Below are 26,775 nucleotides of genomic sequence, written 5' to 3'. Positions count from 1 at the left end.
GTCAGACTCAGCAAAAAAAGGGGGCTTAATTAGCCCCTTTTTTTTGTCCTAAAAGTCTTGTTGTTGAGCTGGTAAATCACTCAGTTGATTGAAGTTGATAAAGTTGTTGGCTTGGCCACTGAAATTGGCTTGTGTGCAATTCAGTTGTTGATACCACTGATTTACACTTCGGCCTCCTTCCTTTAAATACGTTCCCAAACTTGTTTTTAGCTCGGTCTTCAGTAAAGCGAATAAATACTGGCCTCGGTCGCCGTCATAGGCGTAGCAAGCGTCTGCATTGTCGATAGAGAGCTGTTTGCTCAGCTTACAGAGTAAATCTTTGGGTGGGTATGGGCTGTCGCAGGGGAGGACGAGTACTTGTTCGCTAGTTATTAACTGCAGCGCGGCGTAGATCCCCGCGAGGGGACCTTGATAATTGGCCAGTTCATCGCTCACGGTATTGGCATATGCCTGGTATTGATTAATGTTGCGATTGCAGCTAATTAAAATTTGCTCAATATTCTCTGGGAGCCGGTCAATAATATGAGCGATAAGTGGTTTTGACTGCCATTTGATCAAACCTTTATCTTGACCATTCATACGACGACCAGCGCCGCCTGCCAAGACTAGGGCAGTGACGGATTTGGAATGTAATTCCTTAGCTCGGTTTAAAGTCATGGTGAGTCAATGTCTTGCTAATTTATGAAGTGCTTAATGCCAGTATGGTATGATTCTGGCCACTCAACACTTTCGTATTTTCAGTGGTTTATTTTTCATGAGCAGTTTACTCGCGATAGAGGCTTCAACAGAAGCATGTTCGGTAGCCTTATTGCATCAGGGCCGGGAAATAGAAGATTTTCGCATGTTGCCCCGCGCCCACACACAATTTCTATTACCAATGGTAGCCGAGATACTCGCTAATGCGGGGCTAAGTTTGGCACAAATCGATGCCATTGGCTTTGCTGCAGGCCCTGGGTCCTTCACCGGCTTGCGGGTTTGCGCCGGTGTTGTGCAGGGCCTCGCCTTTTCGCACGATATCCCTGTTGTTGCGGTGTCTACTTTGCAGGCAATGGCGCAAGACCATCTTTCGAAGCACGATCTCAATGAGGGCGATATCATCTTACCTAGCCTAGATGCTCGCATGGACGAATTGTACTGGGGTGAGTATCAGCTTGAGGCGGGTTTTGCAGAGGCGATGTCGCCAGACAGCTTGCGGACTCCAGAGAGCATCGCGATCTTATCTGGCAGTGGACGCGCTGTGGGGATCGGTAGTGGCTGGGCATACCAATCGCGCTTTAATCTAGATCGGGAAATAGACTCAATTGACTTAGATGTTTATCCACGAGCCAGTGCAGTTTTGCAATTGGCTCAGCGGGCGTTCTTGGCGGGTCAATATACAAGTGCCGAACTCGCTCAACCAGTGTATTTACGTGACAGTGTCGCTTGGCAGAAATCTTAATATTGACCGAGGAAAGATAGCAAAATGGACGCGTTTCAAGCAGTGATACTAGCCGCAATTCAGGGGCTTACCGAATTTTTACCGGTGTCGAGTTCTGGACATTTGGTGTTGCCCCAAACCTTATTTGGCTGGGCGGATCAAGGACTCGCATTTGATGTGGCGGTACATGTTGGCTCCTTGCTGGCGGTACTCTGGTATTTCCGCTCTGAGGTAACAGGTATTTTACGTGATTGGTTTGCCAGTTTAGCGGGCGGCGGTCACAACGATAATAGCCGTCTAGGCTGGATGGTTATTATTGCGACGATACCTGCGGTGGTTGCGGGTCTCATTTTTAATGATTTTATAGAGTTAAATTTACGCACTGGCTATGTGTTGGCGACCACGACATTAGTTTTTGGCGTAATTTTGGGCGTGGTAGATCGCTACGCACAGCACAGTAAAAAACTTGCGGATATCGGTTTGCGCATTGCCTTAATTGTTGGTTTTGCTCAGGCTATTGCCCTGATTCCTGGCACATCGCGTTCAGGTATTACCATTACGGCAGCGCTTATGCTGGGTTTGAATCGCAGCGATTCAGCGCGGTTTTCCTTTCTACTGTCGATGCCGATTATTGCCGCAGCAGGATCTTATAAACTGCTGGAGTTAATTCAGAGCAGTGTTGCGGTGCCTTGGGATTTATTGTTCATTGGCTTTGCGGTTTCGGCGGTGACAGCGTATGCATGTATCCACCTCTTTATGAATTGGGTCGAGCGGATGGGAATGATGCCATTTGCGATTTATCGGGTTGCTTTAGCAGGCATCTTGTTCGCTGTATTGGCAAGTTAAGTGCTGAGTCGTGGGAGCTTGATATGAAGGTCTGTTTTATTGGTTTAGGGGCTATGGGCTATCCCATGGCTGGGCATTTACAACAAAAAGGCTTCGCTTTATCGGTTTATAACCGGAGCGTGACAAAAGCTCAGCAGTGGTCGGCGCAATTTGGCTTGGCTGCATCGCCGTCGGTGGCTAAGGCGGTGGCGAGTGCTGAGGTTGTTGCTGTGTGCTTAGGTGCAGATGAGGACGTGCGTCAGGTTTTAGCGGGTGAAGGCGGCGTTTTTTCGGCTATGCCCGCCGGCGGTATTGTTATTGACCACTCGACGACCTCGGCTGGGCTAGCGAGAGAAATGGCGGCCCTTGCCAGTGCACGGAACATTGGTTTTATTGACGCGCCAGTATCTGGTGGTGAGGCGGGGGCAATCAACGGCCGCTTGACGGTTATGGCCGGTGGCGATATAGACGTTTTTACGCGAATTGAACCGATCTTGGCTACGTATGCTGCGCGCTACCAGTGCCTTGGACCAGTAGGTTCCGGGCAAATGGCAAAAATGGTAAATCAAATTTGTATTGCAGGCTTAGTACAAGGCCTGGCCGAAGGTTTACATTTTGGTACTGAAGCTGGCCTCGACATGGAGGCTGTACTGGATGTAATTGGCGGCGGTGCGGCGCAGTCTTGGCAAATGGATAACCGTGCAAAGACAATGTTGGCGGGTAGTTTCGACTTTGGCTTTGCTGTTGATTGGATGCGTAAAGATCTCGGCTATGTTCTGGACGAAGCCCGTCAGCGCAAAATAAGCTTGCCAGTAACGGCTTTGGTCGATCAGTTTTATGCTCAGGTTCAAAATTTGGATGGCGGTCGCTTAGACACCTCCAGTTTATTATTAGCATTACAGCAAGGCGCAGAGAAACCTCGTTAAGGGTAAAATAGAATGAGTGCAACACAGAGTTTTAATACCGATTTACTGCGTTTTTTGGATGCCAGCCCCACACCATTTCACGCTGTCGAGGCGATGCAAGAAATATTGCTAGCCGCGGGGTTTGAAGGCTTAGACGAGCGTGATGAATGGCAGCTCAAGCCGGGCGGACGTTATTTCTTAGTGCGAAACGGTTCGTCTTTAATCGCTTTTTGCTGTGGTAGTGATAATTTACTGCAGCGTGGTTGGCGCATGGTTGGCGCGCATACCGACAGCCCTAATCTAAAGGTCAAGCCAAGCCCTGAATTACACCGTCACGACTATTTTCAGCTTGGGGTAGAGGTCTATGGCGGGGCATTGCTAAATCCCTGGTTTGATCGCGATTTAGGTCTGGCTGGCCGTGTGAATTATGAGAACAGCAACGGTGAACTGAGCAGTGCCCTCATTAATATTGCTCGCCCAGTGGGCTTGATTCCGAGTTTGGCGATCCACTTAGACCGTGAAGCGAATAATAATCATTCGGTAAATCCGCAGAAAGATTTGCCAGTAGTCTTACTTCAAAGTGCTGATAAGCAGGATTTCCGCGTTTTACTTGCCGCTGAGATGGCGGCGCAAGGCGTAAGCGATGTCGCGTCTGTACTCGATTATGAATTGAGCTTTTATGACTGTCAAAAAGCAGCGCTAGTCGGCTGGAATTCGGACTTCATCGCCAGTGCAAGGCTAGATAATCTATTGTCGTGCTTTATTGGCATTCAGGCATTGCTGGCGAGTGATAAGGAGTCACATACCATATTGGTTTGCAATGATCATGAGGAAGTGGGTAGCCAGTCGGCGGTTGGTGCGCAGGGGCCGATGCTAGAGTCGGTATTGCGTCGTATTGCCGGCGACGAAGTGAGTCTGCAACGCACCATGGCAAATTCAATGATGATTTCAGCGGATAATGCCCACGGTATCCATCCTAATTTTAGTGATCGTCACGACGCCAATCACGGCCCGCTGCTGAATGCAGGGCCGGTTATTAAAAATAATGCGAATCAGCGCTATGCCACCAACAGCGACACCAGCTCGTTATTTCGACAGCTGTGCGCCAGCCAATCGGTGGCGGTACAAAGCTTTGTGGTGCGCAGCGATATGGCTTGTGGAAGCACGGTAGGGCCACTGACGGCAGCAGCAATAGGGGTTAAAACGCTTGATGTGGGGGTGCCGACCTTTGCCATGCACTCGATACGCGAATTGGCTGGAAGCCAAGATGCCTACAATCTCGCAAAAGTACTGTCGGCTTTTTATGGTTTGGCAGCATTAGGTGTCGCCAACTAAACGTCGGCGACAGCAATGTCATGGGGGTTTAGGCGCGATTAAAGTCGGGTTTACGCTTTTCTTTAAAGGCCTTAAGGCCTTCAGTGCCTTGCTCGCTGCCAACGCATTTAGCGATGCCGCGGCTTTCCAGCTCAAGCTGGGTCTCCAAGGTGTTGGAATAGCTGGCGAGAAGTAAAGATTTAATCTCACCATGAGCAAGACTGGGGCCGTCGGCCATTTTACGCGCGAGGGCTTGGGCTTCTGTTAATAATGCGTCGGCGCTAACGACTTTGGTGAGCATTCCCCAATCTAAGGCCTCAGCAGCGCTAAGCACGCGGTTGGTAAACATGAGCTCTTGGCTGCGGCGCAAGCCAATTAGACGGGGCAGGTAATGGGTTGAGCTACCATCGGGGCTGGCCCCAATGCCGGTGTACGCCATTGTAAATTTGGCGTGCTCCGCAGCCAGTACCAAGTCACCGGCAATCGCTAAGCTAAAGCCCGCGCCGGCGGCGGTGCCGTTAACGGCAACAATAAGTGGTGCAGACATCCGAGCAAAGCGGGCGCTAGCAGCATGTAAATAGGTGGTAATTTCTTTTAACAACATGCCGACTTTGTCGCCGGCATTTTGAAAACTCATTACATCTCCACCGGCGCAGAACATTTTGCCGCTGGCGGTAAGAATTACGGCACGTATATCTTTGTCTTCATCGCAACGGATGGCGGCGAGCATCAACTCCCGCGCCAATTCAACGTTTAGGCTATTGGCTACGTCCGGACGATTTAGAGTAATAGTGGCGACGCCGTCGGCTTGCTCCCACAATAGGTTTTTATATTCGTGCATAGTTATGTCTCAATGCTAGGGAAAAATTGTTGCCTGAAGGGTAATGGAGCGTATTGTCTAGGTCAATTTGCTTCACATTAATATGCCGTTAGGAAGGAGTAGCTTGCGGATATGCGGGTCTTGGTTTTATCGGCGTACCATGCCGACAGTCATCGCAGTTGGTTAGACGGTCTAATACAGCATTTACCGGATATCGATTGGACGATACTGAGTTTGCCGCCGCGGTATTTTAGCTGGCGAATTCGCGGCAATAGCTTGAGTTGGGCAATGTTAAATCGCGAAATACTCGAGCGCCAATACGATGTCGTTCTCGCTACATCAATGACTGATTTAGCAGCCTTGCGAGGCCTTGTGCCAAAACTTTGCCGCTGGCCGACGGCGGTGTATTTTCATGAAAACCAATTCGCTTACCCGCAGAGCCAGCAGCAGCGCAAAAATGTCGAACCGCAAATATTGAATATGTATACCGCGCTGGCGGCGGACCGCGTTATTTTTAATAGCAATTATAATCGCCAGACCATGTTAGCCGGCTGTGATCAGTTACTCGCCAAACTGCCAGATTATGCGCCGCGCGCCGAGGTTGCGCTGCAATTAGCGCAGTCTATCGTCTTGCCAGTAGGGGTTGCTGACACTGCTGCGCCGCCAAAGACTCAGCGAGAAAACGATCGGCTCAAGCTGCTTTGGAATCACCGCTGGGAATACGATAAGGGGCCGGATCGGTTACTAGCATTGCTACTAGAGTGCGATGAACGCGGCTTGGCGCTAGATATTTATCTCGCGGGGCAGCAGTTTCGTCAGAGACCCAAAGAATTTACCGAAATCGAAGCGCTTGTATTCAACAGTGAATGCTTAGCCTTAAAACAGTTTGGCTTTGTGGAATCTGCCGAGCAATACCAAGCGCTAATGCTGATTTGTGACGTGGTGCTGTCAACGGCAATTCACGACTTTCAGGGCCTGGCGGTATTGGAGGCGGTCGCTGCAGGCTGTGTGCCCTTGGTGCCCGATCGACTGTGTTATCCGCAGTGGTTTTCTGAAAAATTCCGCTATACCCAAAGCGACGATATTACTCAGGAAGCGAGTTCGGCAGCGAGTATGCTTGCGCAATTTTTAGACAGCAAAACCAGTGCGAAGCTGCCCGTGGCTGATGTATCGGCACTCACGTGGCCGAAAATCGCACCGTTATATCGTGAGTTACTCGAACAAATGGTCAGGGGTGGGCATAAGCGGAAATGAGTAACCTTGCGGTGCTCAGCTTCGGTGTCTGCGGTGACAGCGTTGCGGCGAGCCAGTATCATAAGCGGTTTTCAGCATCGAATTATATTCAAAGGTCGCCGCGGCGGCTTTAATTTTAGGCATACAGGATAATATTATGGGCAAGCAGCGGGTTCTTACCGGCATAACCACCACCGGCACACCCCATTTAGGCAATTACGTGGGCGCAATTCAACCTGCTATTGCAGAAAGTCAGCGCGGCGAATATGACGCGTTTTTCTTTTTGGCCGACTACCACGCCCTGATCAAAAGCCACGATCCCGCAATGGTTCACCAGTCCAGCCGCGAAATTGCAGCCACCTGGTTAGCGCTTGGCCTCGATACCAATACCACGACTTTTTATCGTCAGTCCGACGTGCCGGAAATCACCGAGTTAAGCTGGATCTTAACCTGCGTTTGCGCCAAAGGTTTGATGAACCGATCTCACGCCTATAAAGCCGCAGTGCAAGAGAATGAGCAGAAGGGTGAAGACCCTGATTTCGGCGTCACTATGGGCTTGTTTAGCTATCCAGTTTTAATGGCAGCCGATATTTTACTATTTAATGCGAGCAAAGTGCCGGTTGGCCGAGACCAAATACAGCATTTAGAAATGGCGCGCGATATGGCTCAGCGCTTTAATCACCTCTATGGTGAAACCTTTGTGCTGCCCGAAGCGGTGGTTGGCGAAGACGCCGCTGTGCTCAGCGGCCTTGATGGGCGCAAGATGAGTAAAAGTTACGGCAATACTATTCCGTTATTTTTACCTGAAAAGAAATTGCAAAAACATATTAATAAAATCAAAACCAATTTGCTTGAGCCAGGTGAGCCTAAAGACCCTGAAAGCTCAACAGTATTCGAAATTTGGCAGGCATTTGCCACTGCTGAGCAGACGGCGGATATGCGTAAAAAGTTTGCCGAAGGTATTGCCTGGGGGCAGGCAAAAAAGGATCTATTCGAATTGATTAATGCTCATGTGGCGCCGGCGCGCGAGCGTTATGATGCACTTTTATTAGACGGTGCCACGCTTGAGTCCGAATTGCAGAAGGGCGCAGAGAAGGCGCGTATACAGGCTGCGCCAATGTTGGCTAAAGTTCGTAAGGCGGTTGGTCTGGCTGCATTTTCGTGAATTTAAATAGTTGAACTATTGCTAGAAGCAATTCAGCAGTTTGAATACTGCGGCCCCGAAAGGGCCGCAGTTAAATCGGCACTAAAAATCCAAACCTACCTCAAGATATGCTGCGCGGGGCTCACCGACAAAATAGCGGTAATTGCCAAAAGCGTAATCTGCACGTTCTGCGTAGTCTATATCGGTCACATTATTTATACGCAGCACGGTATAAAGCTGTGTCGTCAACTGCTGGCGCCACCGTATATTTGCCAAGGTGTGGCCTGGGTAGCGGTGAAGATTATCGCCGTCGAGGAAGTACTCGCCTTGGTACTGCACGTCAACTTCAAACGTGCTGTGGCTTAGCGGTTGCCAGCGCAGTCGTGTACTGGCCAATTGGCGTGGCGCTGTGTCTAGCTCGTTTCCTTCAGCAGCGAGTGCGTCGTTGCCGTACTGGTGCTTACTATAGCTGCCTTGAAGTTGCCATTGAAGGCTGGGGCTCAGCTGCCAGGTGAAATCTGCTTCGATTCCTCGGTCTAAGGTTTCACCGTCATTAATATTGCGACGATCACTGTCTTGAATGATGACATCATCTTTTTGCATCCAATACAGGGCTATACGGTAATTTAGTGTTGGCCAACTACCGCGAAAGCCCGCCTCGATGCTGTTCAGTGATTCCTCGTCAAGATTGGCGTTGAGTTGTTGCGCCTGCAAGCGGTATAACTCGGCGGCTTGTGGCGCGCGAAAACCGTGGCTGGCGTTGAGAATAATGTCGGTGTTCGCACTGATAGCGTGGATCACCCCGGCATTGAGCGAACTATTTTTAAAGTGTTCTTTGTCGTCTACCGGGCGGGCGTAGCGACAAGTGCCAGACGGGCACGGGCCGCCGTCGGCAGCGGTATTTCCGCTAATCATATTGTTTTGGTAATCATAAAATTGCAGGTCGTAGCGTGCGCCAAAATTGACCTTAGTGTTTTTTGCAGCTTGCCAATCGCCGCCAACAAACCATGCGGCATAGAGCGAGTCGACATCGTAGTTGTAATGCTGACCAGTAGGAAAAGAGGCGACGCTGGGTGCTGACTGAGACTGTTCTAAATAGGCGCTGGTCGCCTCCATGTCAAAGCCATTATAGAGAGTGACATTGTCGCTGTAATTTTGATAAAACGCTGTTTGCACACCCACACTGCGTTCACCGTTCTCTTCAAGAGGGGTGCCCGGCAAGAAGTGTTGGAGAAACGCCATTTCAGTAAAACGCGCATAAGGGGTCACGACAAAGCGGGAGTCTTTGTCGCCCTCGCGTTCAAAGCGGCTGTAGTAACGTAGACTTTTACTGTTGCGATAGGCCTCGGGGTTGGGATTTTCGCGTTTACGGCCGCTGTCTTTGTAGGCATCTTTACCGATTAAGTAGCCGGCGGTTTCCTGATTGAGGTTACTGGCAGACAGCAGTGATTGAATGTTCCAGGTATCGCCATGGTAGTCATGGCGGAAATTAAATTTTTGCTGGTCAAAACCGGAATCATCTTTGTAACCACCGTCGTGGTTGCCTTGGGCACTTAGGCGGTAGCCGTGCTTGCCCACTGTGTCGCTGTGGCTAACTTTAATTCGGCCGTAATTATTTGGGCCACCTTCCACTGATACGTGTGTTTCGGGCTCAGAAGCGGGGGCTGCGGAGATCACGTTAATTACCCCATTTAGGGCATTGGAACCGTGAACGGCAGTGCCTGGCCCGCGAATGACCTCGATACGCTCTGCCTGTTCGGCATTGACGTCGAATAAACCGTTGACATTACAGAAACCGGGGGCGCGCAAGGGAATACCGTCTTCAGCAAAGTAGAACGCGCCACAACTGCCTGTGCCAGTGAGAACCGCTGAGCGTATCGCGGTGAGGTGTTCCTGGCCATTGCCGCGACTGATCCATACCCCCGGGGTTTGGCTCAGAAGTTCACTAATGTGCGTGTGGCCGAGATTATCAATCGCTTCTTTGTCGATAATACTAATGGCGAGACTTTGTTCCTTTAACTGTTTTTCAATGCGGTTTGCGGTAACAGAGACTACTTCCGGTTTAGCGTCGCTTTTTGCTTCGTCAGCAAAGCTTGTGCCCGGGATTAGGCAGAGAGCCAGTGTTAGTGGCCGTAGATGATAGTTTGTCATTAGGGTAGCTGTCCTTTTAATAAACTGGTGTTTGCGGCGTTTTCATAATGAATAAAAAGACCTTCTGCGGAGCTCAGGCGTTCTTCGCCGCAATGGCACTCGCCGATAATGTGAATCTGCCGGTCCTCGGCTTTACTTATTTGGCAGCGAAAGCGAAGAGTCTTGAATAACGGAGTCGGTTTTAAATAGCTAACCTGTAACTCTGCAGTAAAACCCGGGGTGCCGTTGGCAATGCCGCAGTAGGCCAGTACTTGATCGTAAACGCCGCTTATTATGCCGCCATGTACACAGTTTGGTGGCCCTTGATGGATAAGGCCAAATACCCCCTCGGCATACATTATTTTGTCTTTGCTGTAGATTTTAAGCTGAGGGGCGATCGGATTAAAATAGCCGCTCAGCGGGCTGCGGGGCAGAATTTTGCGAAAATCATTGCCATAGTCCGGTTCGTAAAAGGGTAACATTTTACGATTGCTGAGCTTAGCCATCTTTTCATTCAGCTGGCGCAGTGTTAACTCGATATCGGCAAGCTCACTGTCGCTGCCGCCCAGGGATTGGCTGGCTTCTAAGCTAACACTGAGCTGTTCAATGATTCGCTGTAGTTGTTGGCGCTGGGGTTCGCTTACCGACATCGACGAATGGGCTCATAGGTGATTTATTGAGCGGCTGAGTGTAATAGTCCTTAAAGCGATTGGAAAGCTCAGGGGGTTAGCAATTTGTAATAATCGGCGTTCTCTCGCTGGGCGATAACGGTTAAGCCGCATAGAGCCTAGCTTTACCCGACTATAACGGTTTAGCATTCCTCGATGAATTAAGTGTATTTCATATCTATATGATCTTTAATGGTATTTTAAGTGGATTTGGCAAAATGCAATCACGATATGTGGCCACAGTTCTAGGCTTGTTTTTGATTGCGGCCGCGACGCCCTGTAGTGCTCATTCCTTTGGTATTGTGTATACCTTACCACTGCCATTTTGGCTCTATGCTTGGGCTGCGGTTGCAGCCTTGATCGCGTCCTTTGTGGTCTTGATTTATGTTGACCAGGTGCGCTTAGCGTCGCCCGGGACGACTGGGCGTGAGATACACCATATCGCCCTGGTTCGTCTGGCGAAGCGCTTTAAGTTACTGGGTCTGTTGAAGGCGCTAAGTCTTGGCGCGTTGCTATTATGTATTGCCACCGGGTTTTGGGGCGCTAGTAGCCCTTACGGCAACTTTAACATGACCTTTTTTTGGATTGTTTTTCTATTAGGCTTTAGCTACGGGACCCTTTTCTTTGGAGATCTTTTTGCCGCTATTAACCCCTGGAAGCTCATCGCCGATGTCATTGCGCGAATATTTCCCCGCTATATTCACGGCTGTATTCGCTACCCTCGTATCTTGGCCTATTGGCCGGCACTGGCACTGTATATAGCATTTATTTGGCTCGAATTATTTTCCCAGAGTGGGCCGCGTAGATTGGCGAACCTATTAGTTGTATATACGGCAATAAATGTCTTAGGCGTAGGGCTATTCGGTCGTAAATATTGGTTTAAGTACGTTGAGTTTTTTAGCGTGTTCTTTAGATTGATCGCAATAATGGCGCCGATTGATTACAAACCTCGCGAATCTTGCGGGGAGGGTGGTCATTTACGCTTACGAGTACCTTTTAGCGGGGTGCTGACTGAGCCACCGCGCCAAGTAAGCCTACTCGTTTTTGTGTTATTTATGTTGTCGTCAACGGCCTTTGACGGTTTACATGAGACTGTGGTCTGGAAGAAATTATTTTGGTTGGATTTTTATCATGGTTTTTTACAATACTGGACGGATCCCAATCCCTTCGTCGCATACGCGTCGATGTCGCGGTATTACGGTTACTGGCAAAGTATTTGTTTGATCTTGTCACCGTTTTTGTATTTTCTGGTGTTCGCGGGGTTTATTGCTGTTGGCAAATTGCTTACGCAATCGGCGCTAACGCTCAAAGAGATTTTGCTAAAGTTTACGTATACCTTGTTGCCGATCGCTTTGGTTTATCATATTGCTCATTACTACACCTTGGTTCAAACCCAAGGCATTAAGATTGTGAGCTTGGCGTCGGACCCCTTCGGCTGGGGCAGTAATTGGTTTGGCACAGCCGACTGGTTGCATCGGGTATTTATTCCCGATACAAATTCCACTTGGCATATTCAACTCGGTTTAATTATTGCTGGCCATATTGCCAGCGTCTATTTTTCTCATGTCGTTGCGCTGCGTACGTTGACGACGCAGCGTAATGCGGTGTTGAGTCAGCTGCCATTGTTGTTACTAATGCTTATGTTCACGGTGAGTGGCTTATGGATATTGTCGCAGCCGGTAGGCAGCTAGCTGTGAACTGAAATGCGGGACATAAAAAAGCCCGCAGCAAGTGCGGGCTTTTTATCAACGCTTAAAACGCCGACGTTATGGCGCGAAGTCACCAATTGGTGGTGCAGGGCGCAATATTGCCGGCGCAGTCGCTGCTGGGCTCTTTAGGCCGGTAGCTTGAATCGCAGCACTAGCCAGTTCGGTGCGCTTCCATGTTTGTAAAAACACTTCGGCGGAGTTGAACAGGTGACGCACTTGGCTGGCAGCGTTAGGGCTGTCGAGAACGATTTCTTTCACGAAATCACTGAGCATTCCGTAGTGGGCGTTACCGTCGAGATCTTCATGCCAGGTACGCGTCACATTCCCATCGGCGTCAGTGCTGTTTGGCTGCTCAAAACTGATCGCTTGAATGTTTTCGAATTCAGTCATCGTATTGAAGGGCGCGCCGCTGAATAAAGTGAAGGGGTATTGAATTGGGTTTTCAGGGTTATTGCGGGGGCCTGACTGCGCTGACAGACCATTCGTGTCGGTGCCGTAGCCAAAGCCAAACAACAGCGAGGCTTTGCCTTCAGTCGCGCGTTTAGCCATTGCATTGGCATATATCCCTACTGTTTCGTCCATGTTGTTGCGAAAGCCCGTACTGGAGCCATTGCTTGGGTAAAGTATGCCGCCGTTGGCGATGAGGCGTGTTGCTTGGTCGATGGTGGTGCCGCCAAACGTGCCGTGGGTAGACACAAAGGGATAAACCGGGTTTTGCGCTTCGGCGAGTTCTAGGGCCTGGGTTTTCATGCCCATTTCCATGTGATCCCAATCAAAGATAAAGCCCATCTCCATCATCTTACCGTACATATACAAACCCGCGGGTGTCATCCAGCGCGCATTACACTGCCGGGTTTCAGCAGGGTAGCAGGGCGTGATACCGCCTGACCGGCCATCTTGACCGAGTGGTATGCACGCCGGCTGAGGGAGGAAGCTTTGCGTGCTACCGCCAGTACTACCCCAAAGATAGCCACTAAAGCCTGGGCTTTTGTCTTCTTCAGGGCAGTCGTAAGTCGTCCACCATTCGCCGACGGGAAGCTCGGTCGTTGGCAGGTTGCTAAGAACCGCAGTGAATTGTTCGGCGTTCGGCTGGCCGCTCAATAAGCTTGTGATACTGGCGATATCGCCAGACGGAATGCCGCCGCTGTTTTCGCGATTGCCGACATTCAATATCAAGCCGTCAAAAATACCGTTGCCGCCAAAGGCGTTATCAAATTCGTGAATCGAGATAATTTGGCGGACGCCCCAGTCGTGAACACGCTCCATCTGCGTTGCTATCGAGTTCGGCTTGCCTTCTTCGGTGGTGCAATCATAGCTGTTTTCGGTAAAGCCGCTGCCGTCTTCTTCAAACGGGCGTTGCTGGCGAAGCGGATTGTATTTCACTTTACAGTCGAATAGATTCGATATTTCTATCCCCAATACCACTGCGATTTTGCCGTCTTCAATTACCGCGCGGGCTTCGTCAGAATCGTGGACAATTTGGAAGAAGCCTTTGCCGGGTCCGCCGTATTGCGCGTCGATATAATTTTCCATGGCGTACATGGTGCCGGCTTGGCGGCCGGCATTGTTCATTGAATTACAGTCTTGAGTGAGGTCGCCAGAAATATTTCGCTGCAATTCACACAGGGTTTCATTGTCGACTAAATCGTTAACAATAACGCGCAAGCCGCCTGCCCATGCACGCTCCAACCATTTCCAATAAATCGCTTCGTGGATCAAATTGTCGCGTTGTGGCCAATCGGTAAACGTAGGCCAGCCGTCAGTGGCGTGCCCACTTGGATCCATATTAAATAAACCGCCAACCACGTCGAGGCGGCCGTCGCTACCGTGGTCTGCCGCACAATTGCCAAGGGCTTGCTCTACGCCAAATTTGTGGAACGGTTTGCCCCAATGAGCGCCGCCTAAAAATTCAGTTGCGCTAATGTGAACGTGGACATCGGCATGGCCGAGCACGGTGCCGTCGGGCTGGGTACCTTTAAACGGCTGGCCACTGAAATTGCTCTGAGCCTCTGGGAAGGTCGCGCAATTGGCTCCGACTTCAAAGCTAAAGGCTTCATTGTTGTCCGCACTGCCCGGGGTAACGGTTTGTAAGTTACCACTGTCGTCGATCGCTAAATTAAGTTCCGCTGCAGCGGCACTAATGGTGAATGTGTCAGCTTTAATAGCGGGGTCAACAAAACTATGCCAGTTCGCAACTTGCTCAGCAGTTGGCTCAACATGATAGGCGGGCGTTTCGGGGTAGCTAGTGGTGTCCCCGCTAGCGAGCACACGCCACTCTGCACTTTCGTTGGCGCTAGCGCTAGGTAAATTACTGAGCGAAGGGGCTGTGCCGGTTGCTAACAATTGGCGGCTGCTGTTGTAGAACATATAGCTGCCGAGCGCCGTCGGTTTGAGATAAAAGGCTTCCGCTGTGTCACTATCTGTCGCGGTAGCGCTGTAATTGCCACCGTCGGCTACCAAGTATTTCCCATTACCTCCAGCTTTAATTACCCAGCAGGCATTGCTCATTTGATAGCGAGTTAGGCGGGGGTCTAAGGGTGGGTCGGTTTCGTCATTATCTTGCTCATCAGTACAGCCAGGGTCGGCGCTGTCTATTAAATTGTCGTGATCGTTGTCTAGGCCATCGCTGCACAATGGTGTAGGTGGGGTGACAGTGTTGCTGCGGCTTGATGAGCTCCCACCGCAGGCGGCAAGAGAGCTAATGATCATCGCCGCGACCAGCGCGTAAGGTAATTGGTGCATTGCAAGACTCCGTTTAAGACAGCAATTTTCGCTAATGCCCGATGTTACAGCACTGTAACGTAGATTGCGATAATTGGCTGCACCCGAACCGGAGCGGGGTGACCAATGGCAGCGTTGGATACTGCGCAATTGAAAAGGGTTTGTCTGCTCGGTTTGTCCGTAATTGACAGAGCACAATTGACCGCTGGTTTAGCGAATTATGTGGGGTCTATGGCTGGGGTGGGGGAATAAAAAAACCGCCCAAAGTAGGCGGTTTTTTTATGTGCCGAAAATCGACGTTTTCGGCAAGCTGCAATCAATTGATTTAGCAGCGTATTTTGGTACCAGTGGGCGGACTCGAACCGCCACTCCCGAGGGAACCAGATTTTGAATCTAGCGTGTCTACCAATTTCACCACACTGGCATGTGATTGGGGCGCGATTATAGCAAGCTTTTCTCTGGGGTCAATCGACCATGACAGTTTTCTTAATATATATGCAAATTAAGTTTGCTAAGAGCAGATTTGTACGCCTCGGTGGAGTCTTTTGGCAATTTCCGCTAATCTTGCGCCCTTCCAAACGAAAGCAGACATTATGCGGCGCAGCGATTTCCATTTTGAGCTTCCCGAAAGCCTCATCGCCTATTATCCGATGCCAGAGCGCGACGCTAGTCGCTTGCTGGTCTTGAATCCTCAGCAAGATTGCGAACATCGTCAGTTTAAAGCGCTGCCTGATTATCTGCGCGCCGGCGACTTATTGGTTTTCAATAACACTCGGGTGATTCCGGCGCGGCTATTTGCGTGTAAAGAAAGCGGCGGTCGAATCGAGATTCTTGTCGAGCGTATTATCGATGAATATCGGGTGTTAGCGCATGTGCGCTCGAGTAAATCGCCAAAGCCGGGTGCAAAGCTCCTGCTTGCGGCAAGCAACACCGATGCACCAGGTTCTGAGGCGGTAACTGTGCTCGGCCGGCACGATGCATTGTTTGAATTGAAATTTGTTGAGCCAGTACTGACCGTGTTGTCGCGTATAGGGCATATGCCGCTCCCGCCCTATATAGAAAGAGAAGACGCCGCAGAGGATCGGGAACGCTACCAAACGGTTTATGCCAGCCGTGATGGCGCGGTGGCAGCACCAACTGCGGGCCTACATTTTACCGATGAGCTAATTCAGCAGTGTGTGGATAAAGGTGTGGAGCTGGCTTTTGTGACGCTGCATGTGGGGGCGGGCACGTTTCAGCCAGTGCGCGCTGATGATATTCGCGATCATCAAATGCACGCGGAATACATCGAGGTGCCAGAAGCAGTGGTCGACCAAGTGCGCGCAACGCGCAAGCGGGGCGGCCGCGTGGTGGCGGTTGGGACCACGAGCGTACGCAGCCTTGAGTCCGCGTCGCAATCTGGTGAAATTGCCGCCTTTGCCGGTGATAGCCGCATTTTTATTTACCCTGGCTATCAATTTCGAAGCGTCGATATGATGGTAACCAATTTTCATTTACCGGAATCGACCTTAATTATGTTGGTTAGCGCATTTGCCGGTCAGGCCGCAGTGCTTAGTGCTTATCGCGAAGCGGTGGCGGAACAATACCGCTTTTTTAGTTACGGCGATGCCATGTTGGTGTTTCCTGCGAACGTTGCCGAGGCAACTACTGAGACAACAGAGAATACTGTATGAGCGAATGTCGTATGAAGTTTGCGCTTAAGACCACCAATGGTATGGCGCGGCGCGGGAGTTTAGATTTTCCTCGGGGCAAGGTCGAAACTCCAGCATTTATGCCGGTCGGTACCTATGGCACGGTCAAAGGTATGTTGCCTCGGGATATCCATGAAATTGGCGCGGAAATTATTCTGGGCAATACCTTTCATTTAAGTTTGCGGCCCGGCACTGAGGTTGTAAAAGCCCACGGTAGTCTGCATGACTTTATTGGTTGGAGCGGGCCAATACTTACTGATTCCGGCGGTTTTCAAGTGTGGAGTTTGGGTAAGCTGCGGAAAATCACGGAGGCAGGGGTATCCTTTAAATCGCCTGTAGATGGCAGCAGTGTTTACCTCGATCCGGAAACCTCAATGCAGATTCAGCGTGATCTGGGTTCCGATATTGTGATGATCTTTGATGAATGTACTCCCTATCCAGCGACGGAGGCAGAGGCGCGTAGTTCCATGGAATTGTCCCTGCGTTGGGGGGCGCGCAGTAAGGCGGCACATTCAGGCAATGATGCGGCCTTGTTCGGTATCATTCAGGGGGGCATGTATCCAGAGCTTCGCCGGGAATCATTGGCGGGTTTGGCTGAGGTCGGTTTTGACGGCTATGCCATCGGTGGGCTGTCGGTTGGTGAGCCCAAGGATGAAATGCTGAAAGTATTGGATTCCCTTGCCGATCATTTGCCCACCGACAAACCCCGTTATTTAATGGGTGTTGGCAAGCCCTCTGACATCCTTGAAGCGGTGATGCGTGGCGTCGATATGTTCGATTGCGTTATGCCCACGCGCAACGCTCGCAACGGTCATTTGTTTACCTCAACCGGTGTAATAAAAATTCGCAATGCAGCGCATAAAACCAGTACAGCGCCACTGGATGCTAACTGCGATTGCTATACCTGTCAGAATTTCAGTCGCGCCTATTTACACCATTTAGACAAGTGTAAAGAGATACTCGGCGCGCAGTTAAATACTATTCATAATTTACGTTATTACCAAAATCATATGGCCGCGATTCGTTTGGCGATTGAGGAGGGGCGTTTGGCGCAATTTGCGGCGGACTACTACGCCAGCCAAGAAGTGCGTCCCGATCCGGCGGAGCAGGCTGTATCAAATACGCGAGGGGCTAAACCCGATGACGAGTCAGTTTCTTAAGCTGGTGTTTTTTGTGCCGGCTACTCATCTTGATGCGGTTAAGAGTGCGGTGTTTGCCGCGGGGGGCGGGCGACAGGGCGATTATGAGCATTGCTGCTGGCAGGTGCTGGGCCAAGGGCAGTTTCGGCCGTTGTCTGGTAGTTCACCGTTTGTGGGGGAGCATGGCAAGCTTGAGTTACTTGCGGAATACCGGGTTGAGTTGCTTTGCCCGACTGATCGCGCGGTTTCGGCAAAAGAAGCGTTATTGGCGGCGCACCCCTATGAAGAACCCTCCTTTGAATTTGTGCCGTTAGTGCAAATATGAAATGGATTTGTGGCATGCTTAATCCCATCAGCTCGTTTCTGTGTTGGCCATATTTGAGGAATTCTTATGTTGTATGAACTGGGTGGCCGTCGCGTCACGCTTGAGGGTAGCAAGCACTTTGTTGCCGACAATGCCACGGTGATTGGTGCTGTGACCTTGGGTGACCAAGTCAGCGTTTGGTTCAATGTCGTCATTCGGGGCGATAGCGACGAAATCGTGATCGGTGCGCGCAGCAATATTCAAGACGCTTCTGTATTGCATACCGATGTCGGTATTCCAATGCGTATCGGCAAAGACGTCACTGTTGGCCATAAAGTCATGCTGCATGGTTGTACTATTGGTGATGGCAGTTTGATTGGTATTAACTCTGTGGTGCTTAACGGCGCCAAGATCGGCAAGGGCTGTTTGATTGGTGCTAACTCGCTGGTTACCGAGGGCATGGATATTCCCGACGGTGCATTGGTGATGGGCGCGCCAGCAAAGATTAAGCGTATGCTTAGTGCGGAAGAGCAGGCGGCTTTGGCGCTTTCTGCTGCGCATTATGTGGAAAACGGTCAGCGGTTTATTGCTGGTTTGCGTCCGCAGGTGATGCCAACAGAATGAGTGTGGAGATTAAAGAAAAGCCGGTTGCGTCGCCGTGCATATCGGTGTGCGCATTGGATGAATATGATATTTGTACTGGGTGCTATCGGAGCCTGCAAGAGATTGGCGATTGGTCAGAATTAAGCAATATGGCTAAGCGCGAAGTGATCTTCCTTGCCAGTCGGCGTTGCAAAGACAAATACGGCTTGTAGGGGGTGGCGCGCTAGCGGCGCGCCTTAGTTTTGGTGTAGGCCCGTACCGACTGAATAAGATTGCCTTTAATCTCGATTATTTCAAATCGGTAGCGACCGATCGATACACCAACAGATGCCTCGGGGAATGATTCAAGCTGTTCAAGTAATAGCCCATTGAGGGTTTTGGGGCCGTCGGTCGGCAACTCCCATTTCATGCTCTTATTTATATCGCGGATGGTCGTTGTACCATCGACTAAGTAGCTGCCGTCAGGCTGATGCACAATGTCTTCGGTATCAGTGCTGAGATTGGATGTAAACTCCCCGACAATTTCTTCTAGTAAGTCTTCTAAGGTCACAATACCCTGCATTACGCCGTATTCGTCAACAACAATGCCGAGGCGGCGTTTCTGTTTCTGAAAATTAAACAGCTGAGTATTTAACGGCGTGCCTTCGGGGATGAAATAGGGGTCGCGTATCGCCTGCAACAACGCGTCGCGTTGCACGCGGCCTTGTTCGTCAACACTGTTGATGATATCCCGCTGGTGGAGAAGGCCGACGATATTGTCGATATCATTCTGATAGACCGGGATGCGGGTGAATTCGGCGTCGCGCAATTTACGGATGATCGTGTCGGTGTTGGCATCTATGTCAATGCCAAATACCTCGTTGCGCGGAATCATAATGTCGTCGACCGTGATCTGTTCTAGGTCGAGGATGTTCATCAGCATCCCTTTGTGGTGCTTGGGAATCAGGTGTCCGGCTTCCCCGACGATGGTGCGCAATTCCTCTAGCCCGATATGCTCAGAACCGTCATTTTTTTCAATGCGGGTTAGGCGAAGTACAAAATGGGTTACATGGCTGACTAGCCAGATAACTGGGAATAGCAGCGACTTTAACGGCAATAGAACATGACTGACGGTGTAGGCCACTGTTTCAGATTTGTAGGCTGCTATAGTCTTGGGGATGATCTCGGCAAATATTAAAAATACCAAGGTCAGCAGAATAGAGGCGGGAACCACCGCGTTGTCGCCGTACATACGAATGGCAAGTATAGTCGCAATAGCGGCGGCCAGGTTGTTGACCAAATTGTTGCCGATCAAAATAGTACTGATCAGGCTGTCGGGCTCTTCAAGAAGTTTCGATGCGCGTCTAGCGCCGCGATGACCAGATTTCGCGCGATGACGTAGGCGATATCTGTTGAGGGACATCATGCCGGTTTCAGAGCCCGAGAAAAACCCGGAGAGAATAATTAGAGCAGCTAATATGCCAAAGAGAAGACCCAGCGGTGCCTCGTTCAAAAAGCCCTGAACCCCTTAATATGAAATGAGTGCCAATCTTGAAGAAAAATGTTGGGCACGACAAGGCAAATATTGATTTACCTGCTAATGAGTAACAAGTGAGAGTGCGAACTTAGTACCTAGGTAGGCCAATATCAGGAAGGCGAAGGCCCAAAGCGTCCAGCGTATAGCGATTTTTCCGCGCCAGCCCAGTGCCGCACGACCCCAGAGTAATATCGCCAACATAATCCACGACAATACTGTAAACACGGTTTTATGTAGCAAGTGCTGGGCAAGAATATCGCCTACGTAAAGGCCGCCCGTTACTATTGCTAGGGTAAGTAAGATAAAGCCGGCCCAAATAAGCTCAAACAGCATGGCTTCCATTGTTTGCAACGGCGGCAAGATGCTGGGCAGGCCTTTAACGCGGTGATCTCTGAGCATGCTGTTTTGCAGGGCAAGGACAATGGCCTGTAGCGCTGCAATGGTAATCATGCTGTAGGCAAGAATCGACAGCAAAATGTGGCTTAACATGCCGGGGCTTTGGTGCTGAAGAAATTGCTGTTTACCGGGTATGAGCAATTCTGCTGCCACGCTGATGGCTGCAAGTGGGTACAGCGCAATGAGTAAGTTGTGCAGCGGTCTGCGCAAGCTGGCGCTGAGGGTGATAACGCAAATTAGCCAAGTGATGAGCGATAATACCTGGATAACACCGAGGTCCATGCCCGCTGGTGTTGATATGGCCGTAAATGCGGCGACGGCATGGCATAGCGTGGCCAGCAGGCCAGGCACTAAGCTCCGATAGCTGAGCGGCGAGTTAATTAAGCGGTACTGGGTGCTCGCGGCAATAAAATAGAGTGTAATCGCTGCGATGCTACTGTATGCATTCATAGGTTCAGTATGGCCAATATGTTGTTGATGTGTGCACGGAGCGTTGGGTCTATCTTGAGACTCGGTTATACTGCTGCGCTATCGTGTAAGCAGGAAGTGCACATGTGGGTAGGATTGTAAGCGGGTTCACGCAAGATTGTCGACTTGAACCACGTTTTCCCTGAAACCTTCTGCAGAATTAAAGAGATATAAGAGAGTTCAAGCATGTTTGAGAGTTTAACGGAACGTTTATCGCAGACCTTACGTCATGTTACTGGTCAGGCGCGTTTGACAGAAGACAACATCAGTGAGGCCATGCGCGATGTGCGTATGGCTTTGCTGGAGGCCGACGTCGCTCTGCCGGTAGTAAAAGATTTTGTAGAAGCGGTGCGCAGTCGCGCTGTGGGGCAGGAGGTAAGTAAAAGCCTGAGTCCCGGCCAGATGTTCATTAAAATCGTCCAGCAAGAGCTGGAGCAGATTATGGGGCTTAAAAATGAAGCCCTAAATTTGGCAACGCAGCCGCCCGCGGTAATTTTGATGGCTGGCCTGCAGGGTGCGGGTAAAACCACCTCGGTCGCTAAGCTCGCTAAGTTTTTGCAAGAAAAGCATAAAAAGAAAGTGTTGGTGGTTAGTGCTGATATCTACCGGCCGGCGGCAATTAAGCAGTTGGAAACCCTTGCTGCGGACGTTGGCGCGGGGTTCTTCCCGAGTAATATTGAGCAAAAGCCCGTTGCGATTGCGCAAGCGGCAATTGCGGAAGCAAAATTACGCTTTTACGATGTGCTGATTGTGGATACCGCCGGTCGCCTTCATATCGACACGGATATGATGACCGAAATCAAAGATTTGCATGCTGCGATCAAACCGGTTGAAACCTTATTTGTGGTTGACGCCATGACTGGTCAAGATGCGGCGAATACCGCCAAAGCTTTTGGTGAGGCATTGCCCCTAACGGGTGTAATTTTGACCAAGGCTGACGCTGATAGTCGCGGTGGTGCAGCACTGTCGGTACGTCATATTACCGGCAAACCGATTAAGTTTATGGGTGTTGGTGAAAAAACAGATGCCCTTGATCCTTTCTACCCAGATCGTATTGCCTCACGGATCCTTGGCATGGGCGATATTCTGTCGCTAATCGATGAGGCGGAATCAAAGCTTGATAAGGATAAAGCTGAAAAGCTGGCCAAAAAGCTTAAAAAGGGTAAAAAGTTCGATCTCGAAGATCTGCGTGACCAGTTGCAACAAATGCAAAACATGGGTGGCATGAAGGGTTTGCTCGATAAGTTGCCTGGAATGGGTAATATGGCGCAAATGGCCCAGAGTCAGATTGATACTAAAATGTTCACCAAGATGGAAGTCATTATCAACTCGATGACGCCGGCTGAACGCCGTAACCCTGATTTGCTTAATGGTTCTCGTAAGCGCCGTATCACCATGGGGTCTGGCACTGAAATTCAGGATTTGAATCGTTTGCTCAAGCAGCACAAGCAGATGGCGAAAATGATGAAAAAGATGGGCCAGAAGGGCGGGATGACCAATATGATGCGTGGTATGGGCGGAATGATGCCTCCCGGGGGCGGTCGTTTTCCTGGAATGTAAAGTGTAAGTGCTGTTCTTGGTCGCTACGTACGGCCAGCGTAACGCACCGTCGTGCATTTATAATGCATTAAGAAGTTTATGCAAGATGCTGATTTAAATAAATTTTATTAAATGAGTGGGAAGCTTGGCATTGCTTGCTTCGTGTTGAGGTTTTGCGACCCGCTCTGTATAGAAGAAAAACTGCGCTAAGTGTTTCATATATCACTTAATTCCCTTATAATTCCGCGCCTTTATGGCTTCGGCCAGTAAATGCTTCGAATTTTTCGATAAGCAGGCGTTATTTGCCTGCCCAAATGCTAGGAAATGGAACAAGAATGGTCATTATTCGTTTGGCACGTGGTGGTTCTAAAAAACGCCCATTTTATCATCTGACAGTTACTGACAGCCGCACTTCACGCGACGGTCGCTTTATTGAACGCGTTGGCTTCTTCAACCCGGTTGCCCGTGGTAATGAAGAGCGTTTACGTGTTGACAATGCGCGCGTTGAACATTGGGTGTCTAAAGGCGCGCAATTGTCTGACCGCGTTGCAAAGTTGCTGAAAGACGCACCTGCTGCAGCTTAAATGTCAGCGCTTGCCCCGCAAGGCCGGGTGATAATCGCTAAGATTACGGCGGTTTACGGGGTAAAAGGATGGGTGAAGATACATTCTTTCACCGATCCGTTAAGTAATTTTTTTGGCTACAGTGATGTTTACTTTTGCAAGTCTGGGAAGTGGCAGCGCGCTGAGTTTGATGAATGCCGGCCGCATGGCAAAGGCATCGTTGGGCATTTGGTTGGCGTAGATGATCGCGATACCGCTGCGGCGTATTGCGGTTTAGAGCTAGCTGTAGCTGATGACGCCTTACCTGTGTTGGAAGGTGATGATTATTATTGGCACCAGTTGATTGGCCTTAAGGTCAATACATTGTTGCCCGCTGGCGGTAGCTGTTTATTGGGTGAGGTGGATCATCTCCTCGAAACAGGTGCCAATGATGTGCTTGTGGTAAGAAAGTGCGCGGGTAGCATCGACGATAAGGAGCGATTGATTCCTTATGTGCCAGGGCAGTTTGTAAAGGATATCGACCTTGATGCCAAGGTGATGTTGGTGGACTGGGATCCTGAGTTCTAGTTAAACAGGGCAAAGGTGCTGGGCCAAACGGGGCTGGGCCATAGGGGACAGTGTCGTGGAAATATCGGTGGTTAGCCTGTTTCCCGAGATGTTTGCCGCAGTGCGCGATTACGGCGTTACTGGGCGAGCAGTTCAAAACGGTTTGTTGAGCATACAGTGTTGTAATCCTCGAGATTTCACCACTGATCGTCACCAAACAGTGGATGATCGGCCATATGGCGGTGGTCCTGGTATGGTGATGAAGACCGAGCCGCTGCAGCAGGCAATTGCCGTCGCAAAGGCGTCGGTGGCACCAGGGGCGACGGTGATTTATTTGTCACCTCAGGGGCGGCAGTTAACGCAGGCTGGATTAGCTGAGTTGGCGGCAAAGCCTTCGCTAGTATTGTTAGCGGGGCGTTATGAGGGTGTCGATGAACGCCTGATTGACAGTGAAATCGACGAAGAGTGGTCGATTGGCGATTATGTATTAAGCGGTGGTGAACTGGCTGCCATGGTAATGATTGATGGTTTAAGCCGCTTATTACCTGGTGTGTTGGGGCATCATCTGTCGGCAGAGCAAGATTCCTTTGCCGAAGGTTTGCTGGATTGTCCGCACTACACGCGGCCTGAGCACTTCCGAGGAATGGCAGTGCCAGGGGTGTTGTTAAGTGGTAATCATGAAGCGATACGACGCTGGCGGCTAAAGCAGTCACTGGGTCGGACATGGTTGCGGCGCAGGGATTTACTCGAACAGGTAGAGCTGAGCGACGAACAAAATAAACTGCTGGCGGAATTTATCCGCGAGCTTGACGATTAATTGACATCTAGCTGCGAAGCTACAAACCTTTGAATTTAGGAGCATGCCATGAGCACCAACAAAATTATTGCCGCACTGGAAGCAGAGCAGTCAACCAAAGAGCTGCCAGACTTCAGCCCCGGTGACACCGTTGTTGTCCAAGTGAAAGTAAAGGAAGGTGCTCGTGAGCGTCTTCAGGCTTTCGAAGGCGTTGTAATTGGCGTCCGTAACCGTGCCCTGAACTCGGCTTTCACTGTACGTAAAATCTCCCACGGTGTTGGTGTAGAGCGTACCTTCCAGACTTACAGCCCGCTGATTGAAAGCATACAAGTCAAGCGTCGTGGTGATGTACGTCAAGCAAAATTGTACTACTTGCGTGAATTGAGCGGTCGTGCAGCACGTATCAAAGAGAAGTTGGGCGCTAAAGCTTAATTTTTTCTTTTGTTATGTAAAAAGGCAGCCATTGGCTGCCTTTTTTGTTTTAGGATAGTAGAGAGCTTCTGATTTTGTTGCGGTCAATACGAGGTTGTCTGAGGCATGGATTCGGCAGGACAAAATACGCGCATTATCGAGGCCTATGCTGACAGTTTGTGGCTTGAAAAAGGCCTGAGTGCAAATACTATTTCAGCCTACCGGCAGGATCTGCAAGCCTTTAGTGATTGGCTTGAGCCGCGCGGCTTATGCTTGTTGTCCGTTGCTAAGTCTGATGTCTTATCTTATCTCGGTGCCCAGCAGGCCGGAAAATTGTCTGCGCGCAGTGCGGCGCGAATGCTGTCTTGTCTGCGCGGTTTTTATCGCCTGCAGTGCCGAGAACATCGGCTAGCAGTAGATCCAACCCTAGATATTGATTCGCCGAAATTAGGGCGACCCCTGCCAAAATCCTTGAGTGAGCAGGATGTTGAGGCGTTGCTGGCAGCGCCTAATATTGACGATCCCCTAGAATTACGAGACAAGGCTATGTTGGAATTGCTCTATGCATCTGGCCTACGAATTACGGAATTGGTTGGCTTAAAGTTTGTTCAGCTCAGCTTGTCTCAGGGGCTGGTAAGGGTTGTTGGTAAGGGTGATAAGGAGCGTCTGGTGCCTATTGGGGAGGAGGCTAGCCTTTGGATTCAGCGCTTTATGAGCGCAGGTCGCCCGAGTTTACTTGCAGTTGGCAGTGCGCCAGACGTTGTTTTCCCCAGTCGGCGCGGGCAAATGATGACTAGGCAAACCTTCTGGCATCGGGTTAAATATCATGCCTTGAATGCTGGGCTTGGTAGCGAGATTTCTCCGCATACATTGCGTCATGCGTTTGCAACGCATTTAATAAATCATGGCGCTGACTTGCGCGTGGTGCAATTATTGCTAGGTCACAGTGATTTGAGTACAACGCAGATTTATACTCATGTGGCGAGGGAGCGGATGAAAACCTTGCACAGTGCGCATCATCCGCGCGGTTAAATGAAGTACCGATTAACTAATATAGCTGAACTTGTTGCCTAAAGAGGTTTCCTAGGTATTAGCTGGAAAGTATTGCATTATTATTTGGAGAAGTTATTTGAATATCTTAAGGAAGTACATTACTGCTCGAACCTTGCTCGCAGTTGTAGTTGCTGGGTTAATGCTACCAGTGGTGTCTGCACAGGCTGGCAGTGTTGTGGTTGATAAGGCGGCGGAAGCGGCGATCAAAGCGTCTTTTAAGGCAACGCGGCCTGATATCGTCATTAGCAAAGTAGTGCCCAGCGAAGAGTTACCGGGGCTTTATTTGGTAACCATGCAAAACGGTCCGGTCGTTTATGCCAGTGCCAATGGTAAATACTTTATAGTCGGCGATATGTTTGAAATAAGCGCAGCCGGGATTGAAAGTGTTGCTGAAAAGAAGTTAGCGCCACAGCGTAAAGAATGGTTAAGCGAAGTAAGGCGCGAAGATATGATCATATTTAGTCCCAAGGGCGAAACTAAGGGGGCTATTTATGTGTTTACCGATGTCGATTGCGGTTATTGCCAGAAACTGCATCAAGAAGTTCCACAGTTAAATGCAGCCGGCATTGAAGTGCGCTATTTAGCCTACCCAAGAGCGGGTTTGGGAACGCCTACCTTCGATAAAATGGTTTCTGCTTGGTGCGCTGATGACCGCACGGCGGCAATGAATGCCCTGAAAACTGGGTCAACGGTTGCCCCGAAGAAGTGTGACAATCCAATCGCGGCGCAATATGAACTTGGCGCGGCAATGGGCGTGACCGGTACGCCAGCGATAGTTCTTGAAAATGGTAGTTTGATTCCTGGCTACAAACCTGCAGCCCAGCTCATTCCTATGGTTAAACGATAAGTTGATTGCAGGGTGTT

The 26,775-nt window shown here is 50.1% G+C and carries 26 protein-coding genes and 1 tRNA gene; 19 read left to right on the top strand and 8 right to left on the bottom strand.

Features of this window, described 5'->3' with window-relative positions:
• Positions 1–48: 48 nt before the first annotated feature.
• Positions 49–657 carry a molybdenum cofactor guanylyltransferase MobA gene (mobA, locus tag ABD836_RS04820; RefSeq protein WP_344932883.1) on the bottom strand — a complete coding sequence of 203 codons (609 nt, stop codon included), beginning with the start codon at positions 655–657 and terminating at the stop codon, positions 49–51.
• 97 nt (positions 658–754) lie between these two features.
• Here mobA and tsaB point away from each other — a divergent pair, with 97 nt between their 5' ends.
• The 4 genes from tsaB to ABD836_RS04800 are packed head-to-tail and all read left to right on the top strand — an operon-like array spanning position 755 to position 4,482.
• Positions 755–1,438 (top strand): tRNA (adenosine(37)-N6)-threonylcarbamoyltransferase complex dimerization subunit type 1 TsaB, encoded by a 684-nt coding sequence (gene tsaB / locus ABD836_RS04815; protein ID WP_344932881.1) that lies wholly within the window; start codon positions 755–757, stop codon positions 1,436–1,438.
• Positions 1,439–1,462: 24 nt separating this feature from the next.
• On the top strand, positions 1,463–2,263 hold the full coding sequence (locus ABD836_RS04810; protein ID WP_344932879.1) for an undecaprenyl-diphosphate phosphatase: 801 nt from the start codon (positions 1,463–1,465) through the stop codon (positions 2,261–2,263).
• A gap of 23 nt (positions 2,264–2,286) precedes the next feature.
• The gene (locus ABD836_RS04805; protein ID WP_344932876.1) at positions 2,287–3,168 is read left to right on the top strand and encodes an NAD(P)-dependent oxidoreductase; all 882 of its coding nucleotides are present in this window, start codon (positions 2,287–2,289) and stop codon (positions 3,166–3,168) included.
• A gap of 12 nt (positions 3,169–3,180) precedes the next feature.
• Positions 3,181–4,482 (top strand): M18 family aminopeptidase, encoded by a 1,302-nt coding sequence (locus ABD836_RS04800; RefSeq protein WP_344932873.1) that lies wholly within the window; start codon positions 3,181–3,183, stop codon positions 4,480–4,482.
• 28 nt (positions 4,483–4,510) lie between these two features.
• On the opposite strand, the gene ABD836_RS04795 is transcribed toward ABD836_RS04800, so the two are convergent.
• Positions 4,511–5,302 (bottom strand): enoyl-CoA hydratase/isomerase family protein, encoded by a 792-nt coding sequence (locus ABD836_RS04795; RefSeq protein ID WP_344932870.1) that lies wholly within the window; start codon positions 5,300–5,302, stop codon positions 4,511–4,513.
• A 111-nt stretch (positions 5,303–5,413) separates the two neighbouring features.
• On the opposite strand from ABD836_RS04795, the gene ABD836_RS04790 reads away from it, so the two are divergent.
• The gene (locus ABD836_RS04790) at positions 5,414–6,535 is read left to right on the top strand and encodes a tRNA-queuosine alpha-mannosyltransferase domain-containing protein (RefSeq protein ID WP_344932867.1); all 1,122 of its coding nucleotides are present in this window, start codon (positions 5,414–5,416) and stop codon (positions 6,533–6,535) included.
• Between the two features lie 136 nt (positions 6,536–6,671).
• Positions 6,672–7,679: a tryptophan--tRNA ligase gene (locus tag ABD836_RS04785; protein ID WP_344932865.1), complete on the top strand. Its 1,008-nt coding sequence runs from the start codon at positions 6,672–6,674 to the stop codon at positions 7,677–7,679.
• A gap of 81 nt (positions 7,680–7,760) precedes the next feature.
• Here ABD836_RS04785 and ABD836_RS04780 read toward each other — a convergent pair whose 3' ends face one another.
• Both ABD836_RS04780 and ABD836_RS04775 read right to left on the bottom strand, forming a co-directional pair.
• Entirely contained in the window at positions 7,761–9,809 is a 2,049-nt protein-coding gene (locus tag ABD836_RS04780) for a TonB-dependent receptor (protein WP_344932863.1), read from the bottom strand.
• Positions 9,809–10,438: a PaaI family thioesterase gene (locus tag ABD836_RS04775; RefSeq protein ID WP_344932862.1), complete on the bottom strand. Its 630-nt coding sequence runs from the start codon at positions 10,436–10,438 to the stop codon at positions 9,809–9,811. Before ABD836_RS04775 ends, ABD836_RS04780 begins: the two co-directional genes overlap by 1 nt.
• A 236-nt stretch (positions 10,439–10,674) precedes the next feature.
• On the opposite strand from ABD836_RS04775, the gene ABD836_RS04770 reads away from it, so the two are divergent.
• Positions 10,675–12,147, top strand: a complete 1,473-nt coding sequence (locus ABD836_RS04770) for a hypothetical protein (RefSeq protein ID WP_344932860.1) — start codon at positions 10,675–10,677, stop codon at positions 12,145–12,147.
• 75 nt (positions 12,148–12,222) lie between these two features.
• On the opposite strand, the gene ABD836_RS04765 is transcribed toward ABD836_RS04770, so the two are convergent.
• Positions 12,223–14,907 carry a hypothetical protein gene (locus tag ABD836_RS04765; protein WP_344932857.1) on the bottom strand — a complete coding sequence of 895 codons (2,685 nt, stop codon included), beginning with the start codon at positions 14,905–14,907 and terminating at the stop codon, positions 12,223–12,225.
• Between the two features lie 318 nt (positions 14,908–15,225).
• Positions 15,226–15,310 (bottom strand) — tRNA-Leu (locus ABD836_RS04760).
• A gap of 169 nt (positions 15,311–15,479) precedes the next feature.
• Here ABD836_RS04760 and queA point away from each other — a divergent pair.
• The 5 genes from queA to ABD836_RS04735 all read left to right on the top strand — a co-directional run bounded on the left by queA (position 15,480) and on the right by ABD836_RS04735 (position 18,835).
• Positions 15,480–16,559: a tRNA preQ1(34) S-adenosylmethionine ribosyltransferase-isomerase QueA gene (queA, locus tag ABD836_RS04755; RefSeq protein ID WP_344933576.1), complete on the top strand. Its 1,080-nt coding sequence runs from the start codon at positions 15,480–15,482 to the stop codon at positions 16,557–16,559.
• 11 nt (positions 16,560–16,570) lie between these two features.
• Positions 16,571–17,737 (top strand): tRNA guanosine(34) transglycosylase Tgt, encoded by a 1,167-nt coding sequence (tgt, locus tag ABD836_RS04750; protein ID WP_425583018.1) that lies wholly within the window; start codon positions 16,571–16,573, stop codon positions 17,735–17,737.
• The gene (locus tag ABD836_RS04745) at positions 17,718–18,041 is read left to right on the top strand and encodes a YqfO family protein (RefSeq protein ID WP_344932853.1); all 324 of its coding nucleotides are present in this window, start codon (positions 17,718–17,720) and stop codon (positions 18,039–18,041) included. The genes tgt and ABD836_RS04745 overlap by 20 nt, the downstream gene beginning before the upstream one ends.
• 66 nt (positions 18,042–18,107) lie before the next feature.
• Positions 18,108–18,644: a gamma carbonic anhydrase family protein gene (locus ABD836_RS04740; protein WP_344932850.1), complete on the top strand. Its 537-nt coding sequence runs from the start codon at positions 18,108–18,110 to the stop codon at positions 18,642–18,644.
• Entirely contained in the window at positions 18,641–18,835 is a 195-nt protein-coding gene (locus ABD836_RS04735; RefSeq protein ID WP_344932848.1) for a DUF1289 domain-containing protein, read from the top strand. Before ABD836_RS04740 ends, ABD836_RS04735 begins: the two co-directional genes overlap by 4 nt.
• Before the next feature lie 11 nt (positions 18,836–18,846).
• Here ABD836_RS04735 and ABD836_RS04730 read toward each other — a convergent pair whose 3' ends face one another.
• Positions 18,847–20,115 (bottom strand): HlyC/CorC family transporter, encoded by a 1,269-nt coding sequence (locus ABD836_RS04730; RefSeq protein ID WP_344932845.1) that lies wholly within the window; start codon positions 20,113–20,115, stop codon positions 18,847–18,849.
• 84 nt (positions 20,116–20,199) lie between these two features.
• Positions 20,200–20,985 carry a cytochrome C assembly family protein gene (locus tag ABD836_RS04725; RefSeq protein ID WP_344932842.1) on the bottom strand — a complete coding sequence of 262 codons (786 nt, stop codon included), beginning with the start codon at positions 20,983–20,985 and terminating at the stop codon, positions 20,200–20,202.
• 204 nt (positions 20,986–21,189) lie between these two features.
• On the opposite strand from ABD836_RS04725, the gene ffh reads away from it, so the two are divergent.
• From ffh to ABD836_RS04690, 7 genes are all read left to right on the top strand, one after another.
• Entirely contained in the window at positions 21,190–22,563 is a 1,374-nt protein-coding gene (gene ffh / locus ABD836_RS04720; protein ID WP_344932839.1) for a signal recognition particle protein, read from the top strand.
• A gap of 314 nt (positions 22,564–22,877) precedes the next feature.
• The gene (rpsP, locus tag ABD836_RS04715; RefSeq protein WP_301026731.1) at positions 22,878–23,126 is read left to right on the top strand and encodes a 30S ribosomal protein S16; all 249 of its coding nucleotides are present in this window, start codon (positions 22,878–22,880) and stop codon (positions 23,124–23,126) included.
• Positions 23,127–23,672, top strand: coding sequence for a ribosome maturation factor RimM (gene rimM / locus ABD836_RS04710; RefSeq protein ID WP_344932835.1), 546 nt, complete (start codon positions 23,127–23,129; stop codon positions 23,670–23,672).
• Positions 23,673–23,727: 55 nt separating this feature from the next.
• Positions 23,728–24,468, top strand: coding sequence for a tRNA (guanosine(37)-N1)-methyltransferase TrmD (trmD, locus tag ABD836_RS04705; RefSeq protein ID WP_425583008.1), 741 nt, complete (start codon positions 23,728–23,730; stop codon positions 24,466–24,468).
• Between the two features lie 48 nt (positions 24,469–24,516).
• Positions 24,517–24,879 carry a 50S ribosomal protein L19 gene (gene rplS, locus ABD836_RS04700; protein WP_344932833.1) on the top strand — a complete coding sequence of 121 codons (363 nt, stop codon included), beginning with the start codon at positions 24,517–24,519 and terminating at the stop codon, positions 24,877–24,879.
• Positions 24,880–24,984: 105 nt separating this feature from the next.
• A complete protein-coding gene (gene xerD, locus ABD836_RS04695; protein ID WP_344932831.1) occupies positions 24,985–25,890 on the top strand; it encodes a site-specific tyrosine recombinase XerD in 906 nt (301 codons plus the stop codon).
• Positions 25,891–25,987: 97 nt separating this feature from the next.
• Positions 25,988–26,758: a DsbC family protein gene (locus tag ABD836_RS04690; RefSeq protein ID WP_344932829.1), complete on the top strand. Its 771-nt coding sequence runs from the start codon at positions 25,988–25,990 to the stop codon at positions 26,756–26,758.
• Positions 26,759–26,775 lie beyond the last annotated feature (17 nt).

Origin of the sequence: Zhongshania borealis, from assembly GCF_039539625.1 — a bacterium.
Lineage (GTDB): Bacteria > Pseudomonadota > Gammaproteobacteria > Pseudomonadales > Spongiibacteraceae > Spongiibacter > Spongiibacter borealis.
The sequence above is the reverse complement of the archived record's forward strand: the minus strand, read 5'-3'. Positions and strand labels throughout refer to the sequence as shown.

Coding starts and splice junctions, on each gene's coding strand:
- ABD836_RS04785 (WP_344932865.1), top strand. CDS start 6,672: ATGGGCAAGCAGCGGGTTCTTACCGGCATAACCACCACCGGCACACCC.
- ABD836_RS04770 (WP_344932860.1), top strand. CDS start 10,675: ATGCAATCACGATATGTGGCCACAGTTCTAGGCTTGTTTTTGATTGCG.
- ABD836_RS04735 (WP_344932848.1), top strand. CDS start 18,641: ATGAGTGTGGAGATTAAAGAAAAGCCGGTTGCGTCGCCGTGCATATCG.
- rimM (WP_344932835.1), top strand. CDS start 23,127: ATGTCAGCGCTTGCCCCGCAAGGCCGGGTGATAATCGCTAAGATTACG.
- ABD836_RS04805 (WP_344932876.1), top strand. CDS start 2,287: ATGAAGGTCTGTTTTATTGGTTTAGGGGCTATGGGCTATCCCATGGCT.
- ABD836_RS04745 (WP_344932853.1), top strand. CDS start 17,718: ATGACGAGTCAGTTTCTTAAGCTGGTGTTTTTTGTGCCGGCTACTCAT.
- ABD836_RS04740 (WP_344932850.1), top strand. CDS start 18,108: ATGTTGTATGAACTGGGTGGCCGTCGCGTCACGCTTGAGGGTAGCAAG.
- ABD836_RS04765 (WP_344932857.1), bottom strand. CDS start 14,907: ATGCACCAATTACCTTACGCGCTGGTCGCGGCGATGATCATTAGCTCT.
- xerD (WP_344932831.1), top strand. CDS start 24,985: ATGGATTCGGCAGGACAAAATACGCGCATTATCGAGGCCTATGCTGAC.
- ABD836_RS04725 (WP_344932842.1), bottom strand. CDS start 20,985: ATGAATGCATACAGTAGCATCGCAGCGATTACACTCTATTTTATTGCC.
- ABD836_RS04800 (WP_344932873.1), top strand. CDS start 3,181: ATGAGTGCAACACAGAGTTTTAATACCGATTTACTGCGTTTTTTGGAT.
- rplS (WP_344932833.1), top strand. CDS start 24,517: ATGAGCACCAACAAAATTATTGCCGCACTGGAAGCAGAGCAGTCAACC.
- queA (WP_344933576.1), top strand. CDS start 15,480: ATGCGGCGCAGCGATTTCCATTTTGAGCTTCCCGAAAGCCTCATCGCC.
- ABD836_RS04795 (WP_344932870.1), bottom strand. CDS start 5,302: ATGCACGAATATAAAAACCTATTGTGGGAGCAAGCCGACGGCGTCGCC.
- ffh (WP_344932839.1), top strand. CDS start 21,190: ATGTTTGAGAGTTTAACGGAACGTTTATCGCAGACCTTACGTCATGTT.
- tsaB (WP_344932881.1), top strand. CDS start 755: ATGAGCAGTTTACTCGCGATAGAGGCTTCAACAGAAGCATGTTCGGTA.
- ABD836_RS04780 (WP_344932863.1), bottom strand. CDS start 9,809: ATGACAAACTATCATCTACGGCCACTAACACTGGCTCTCTGCCTAATC.
- ABD836_RS04775 (WP_344932862.1), bottom strand. CDS start 10,438: ATGTCGGTAAGCGAACCCCAGCGCCAACAACTACAGCGAATCATTGAA.
- ABD836_RS04810 (WP_344932879.1), top strand. CDS start 1,463: ATGGACGCGTTTCAAGCAGTGATACTAGCCGCAATTCAGGGGCTTACC.
- mobA (WP_344932883.1), bottom strand. CDS start 657: ATGACTTTAAACCGAGCTAAGGAATTACATTCCAAATCCGTCACTGCC.
- ABD836_RS04790 (WP_344932867.1), top strand. CDS start 5,414: ATGCGGGTCTTGGTTTTATCGGCGTACCATGCCGACAGTCATCGCAGT.
- tgt (WP_425583018.1), top strand. CDS start 16,571: ATGAAGTTTGCGCTTAAGACCACCAATGGTATGGCGCGGCGCGGGAGT.
- rpsP (WP_301026731.1), top strand. CDS start 22,878: ATGGTCATTATTCGTTTGGCACGTGGTGGTTCTAAAAAACGCCCATTT.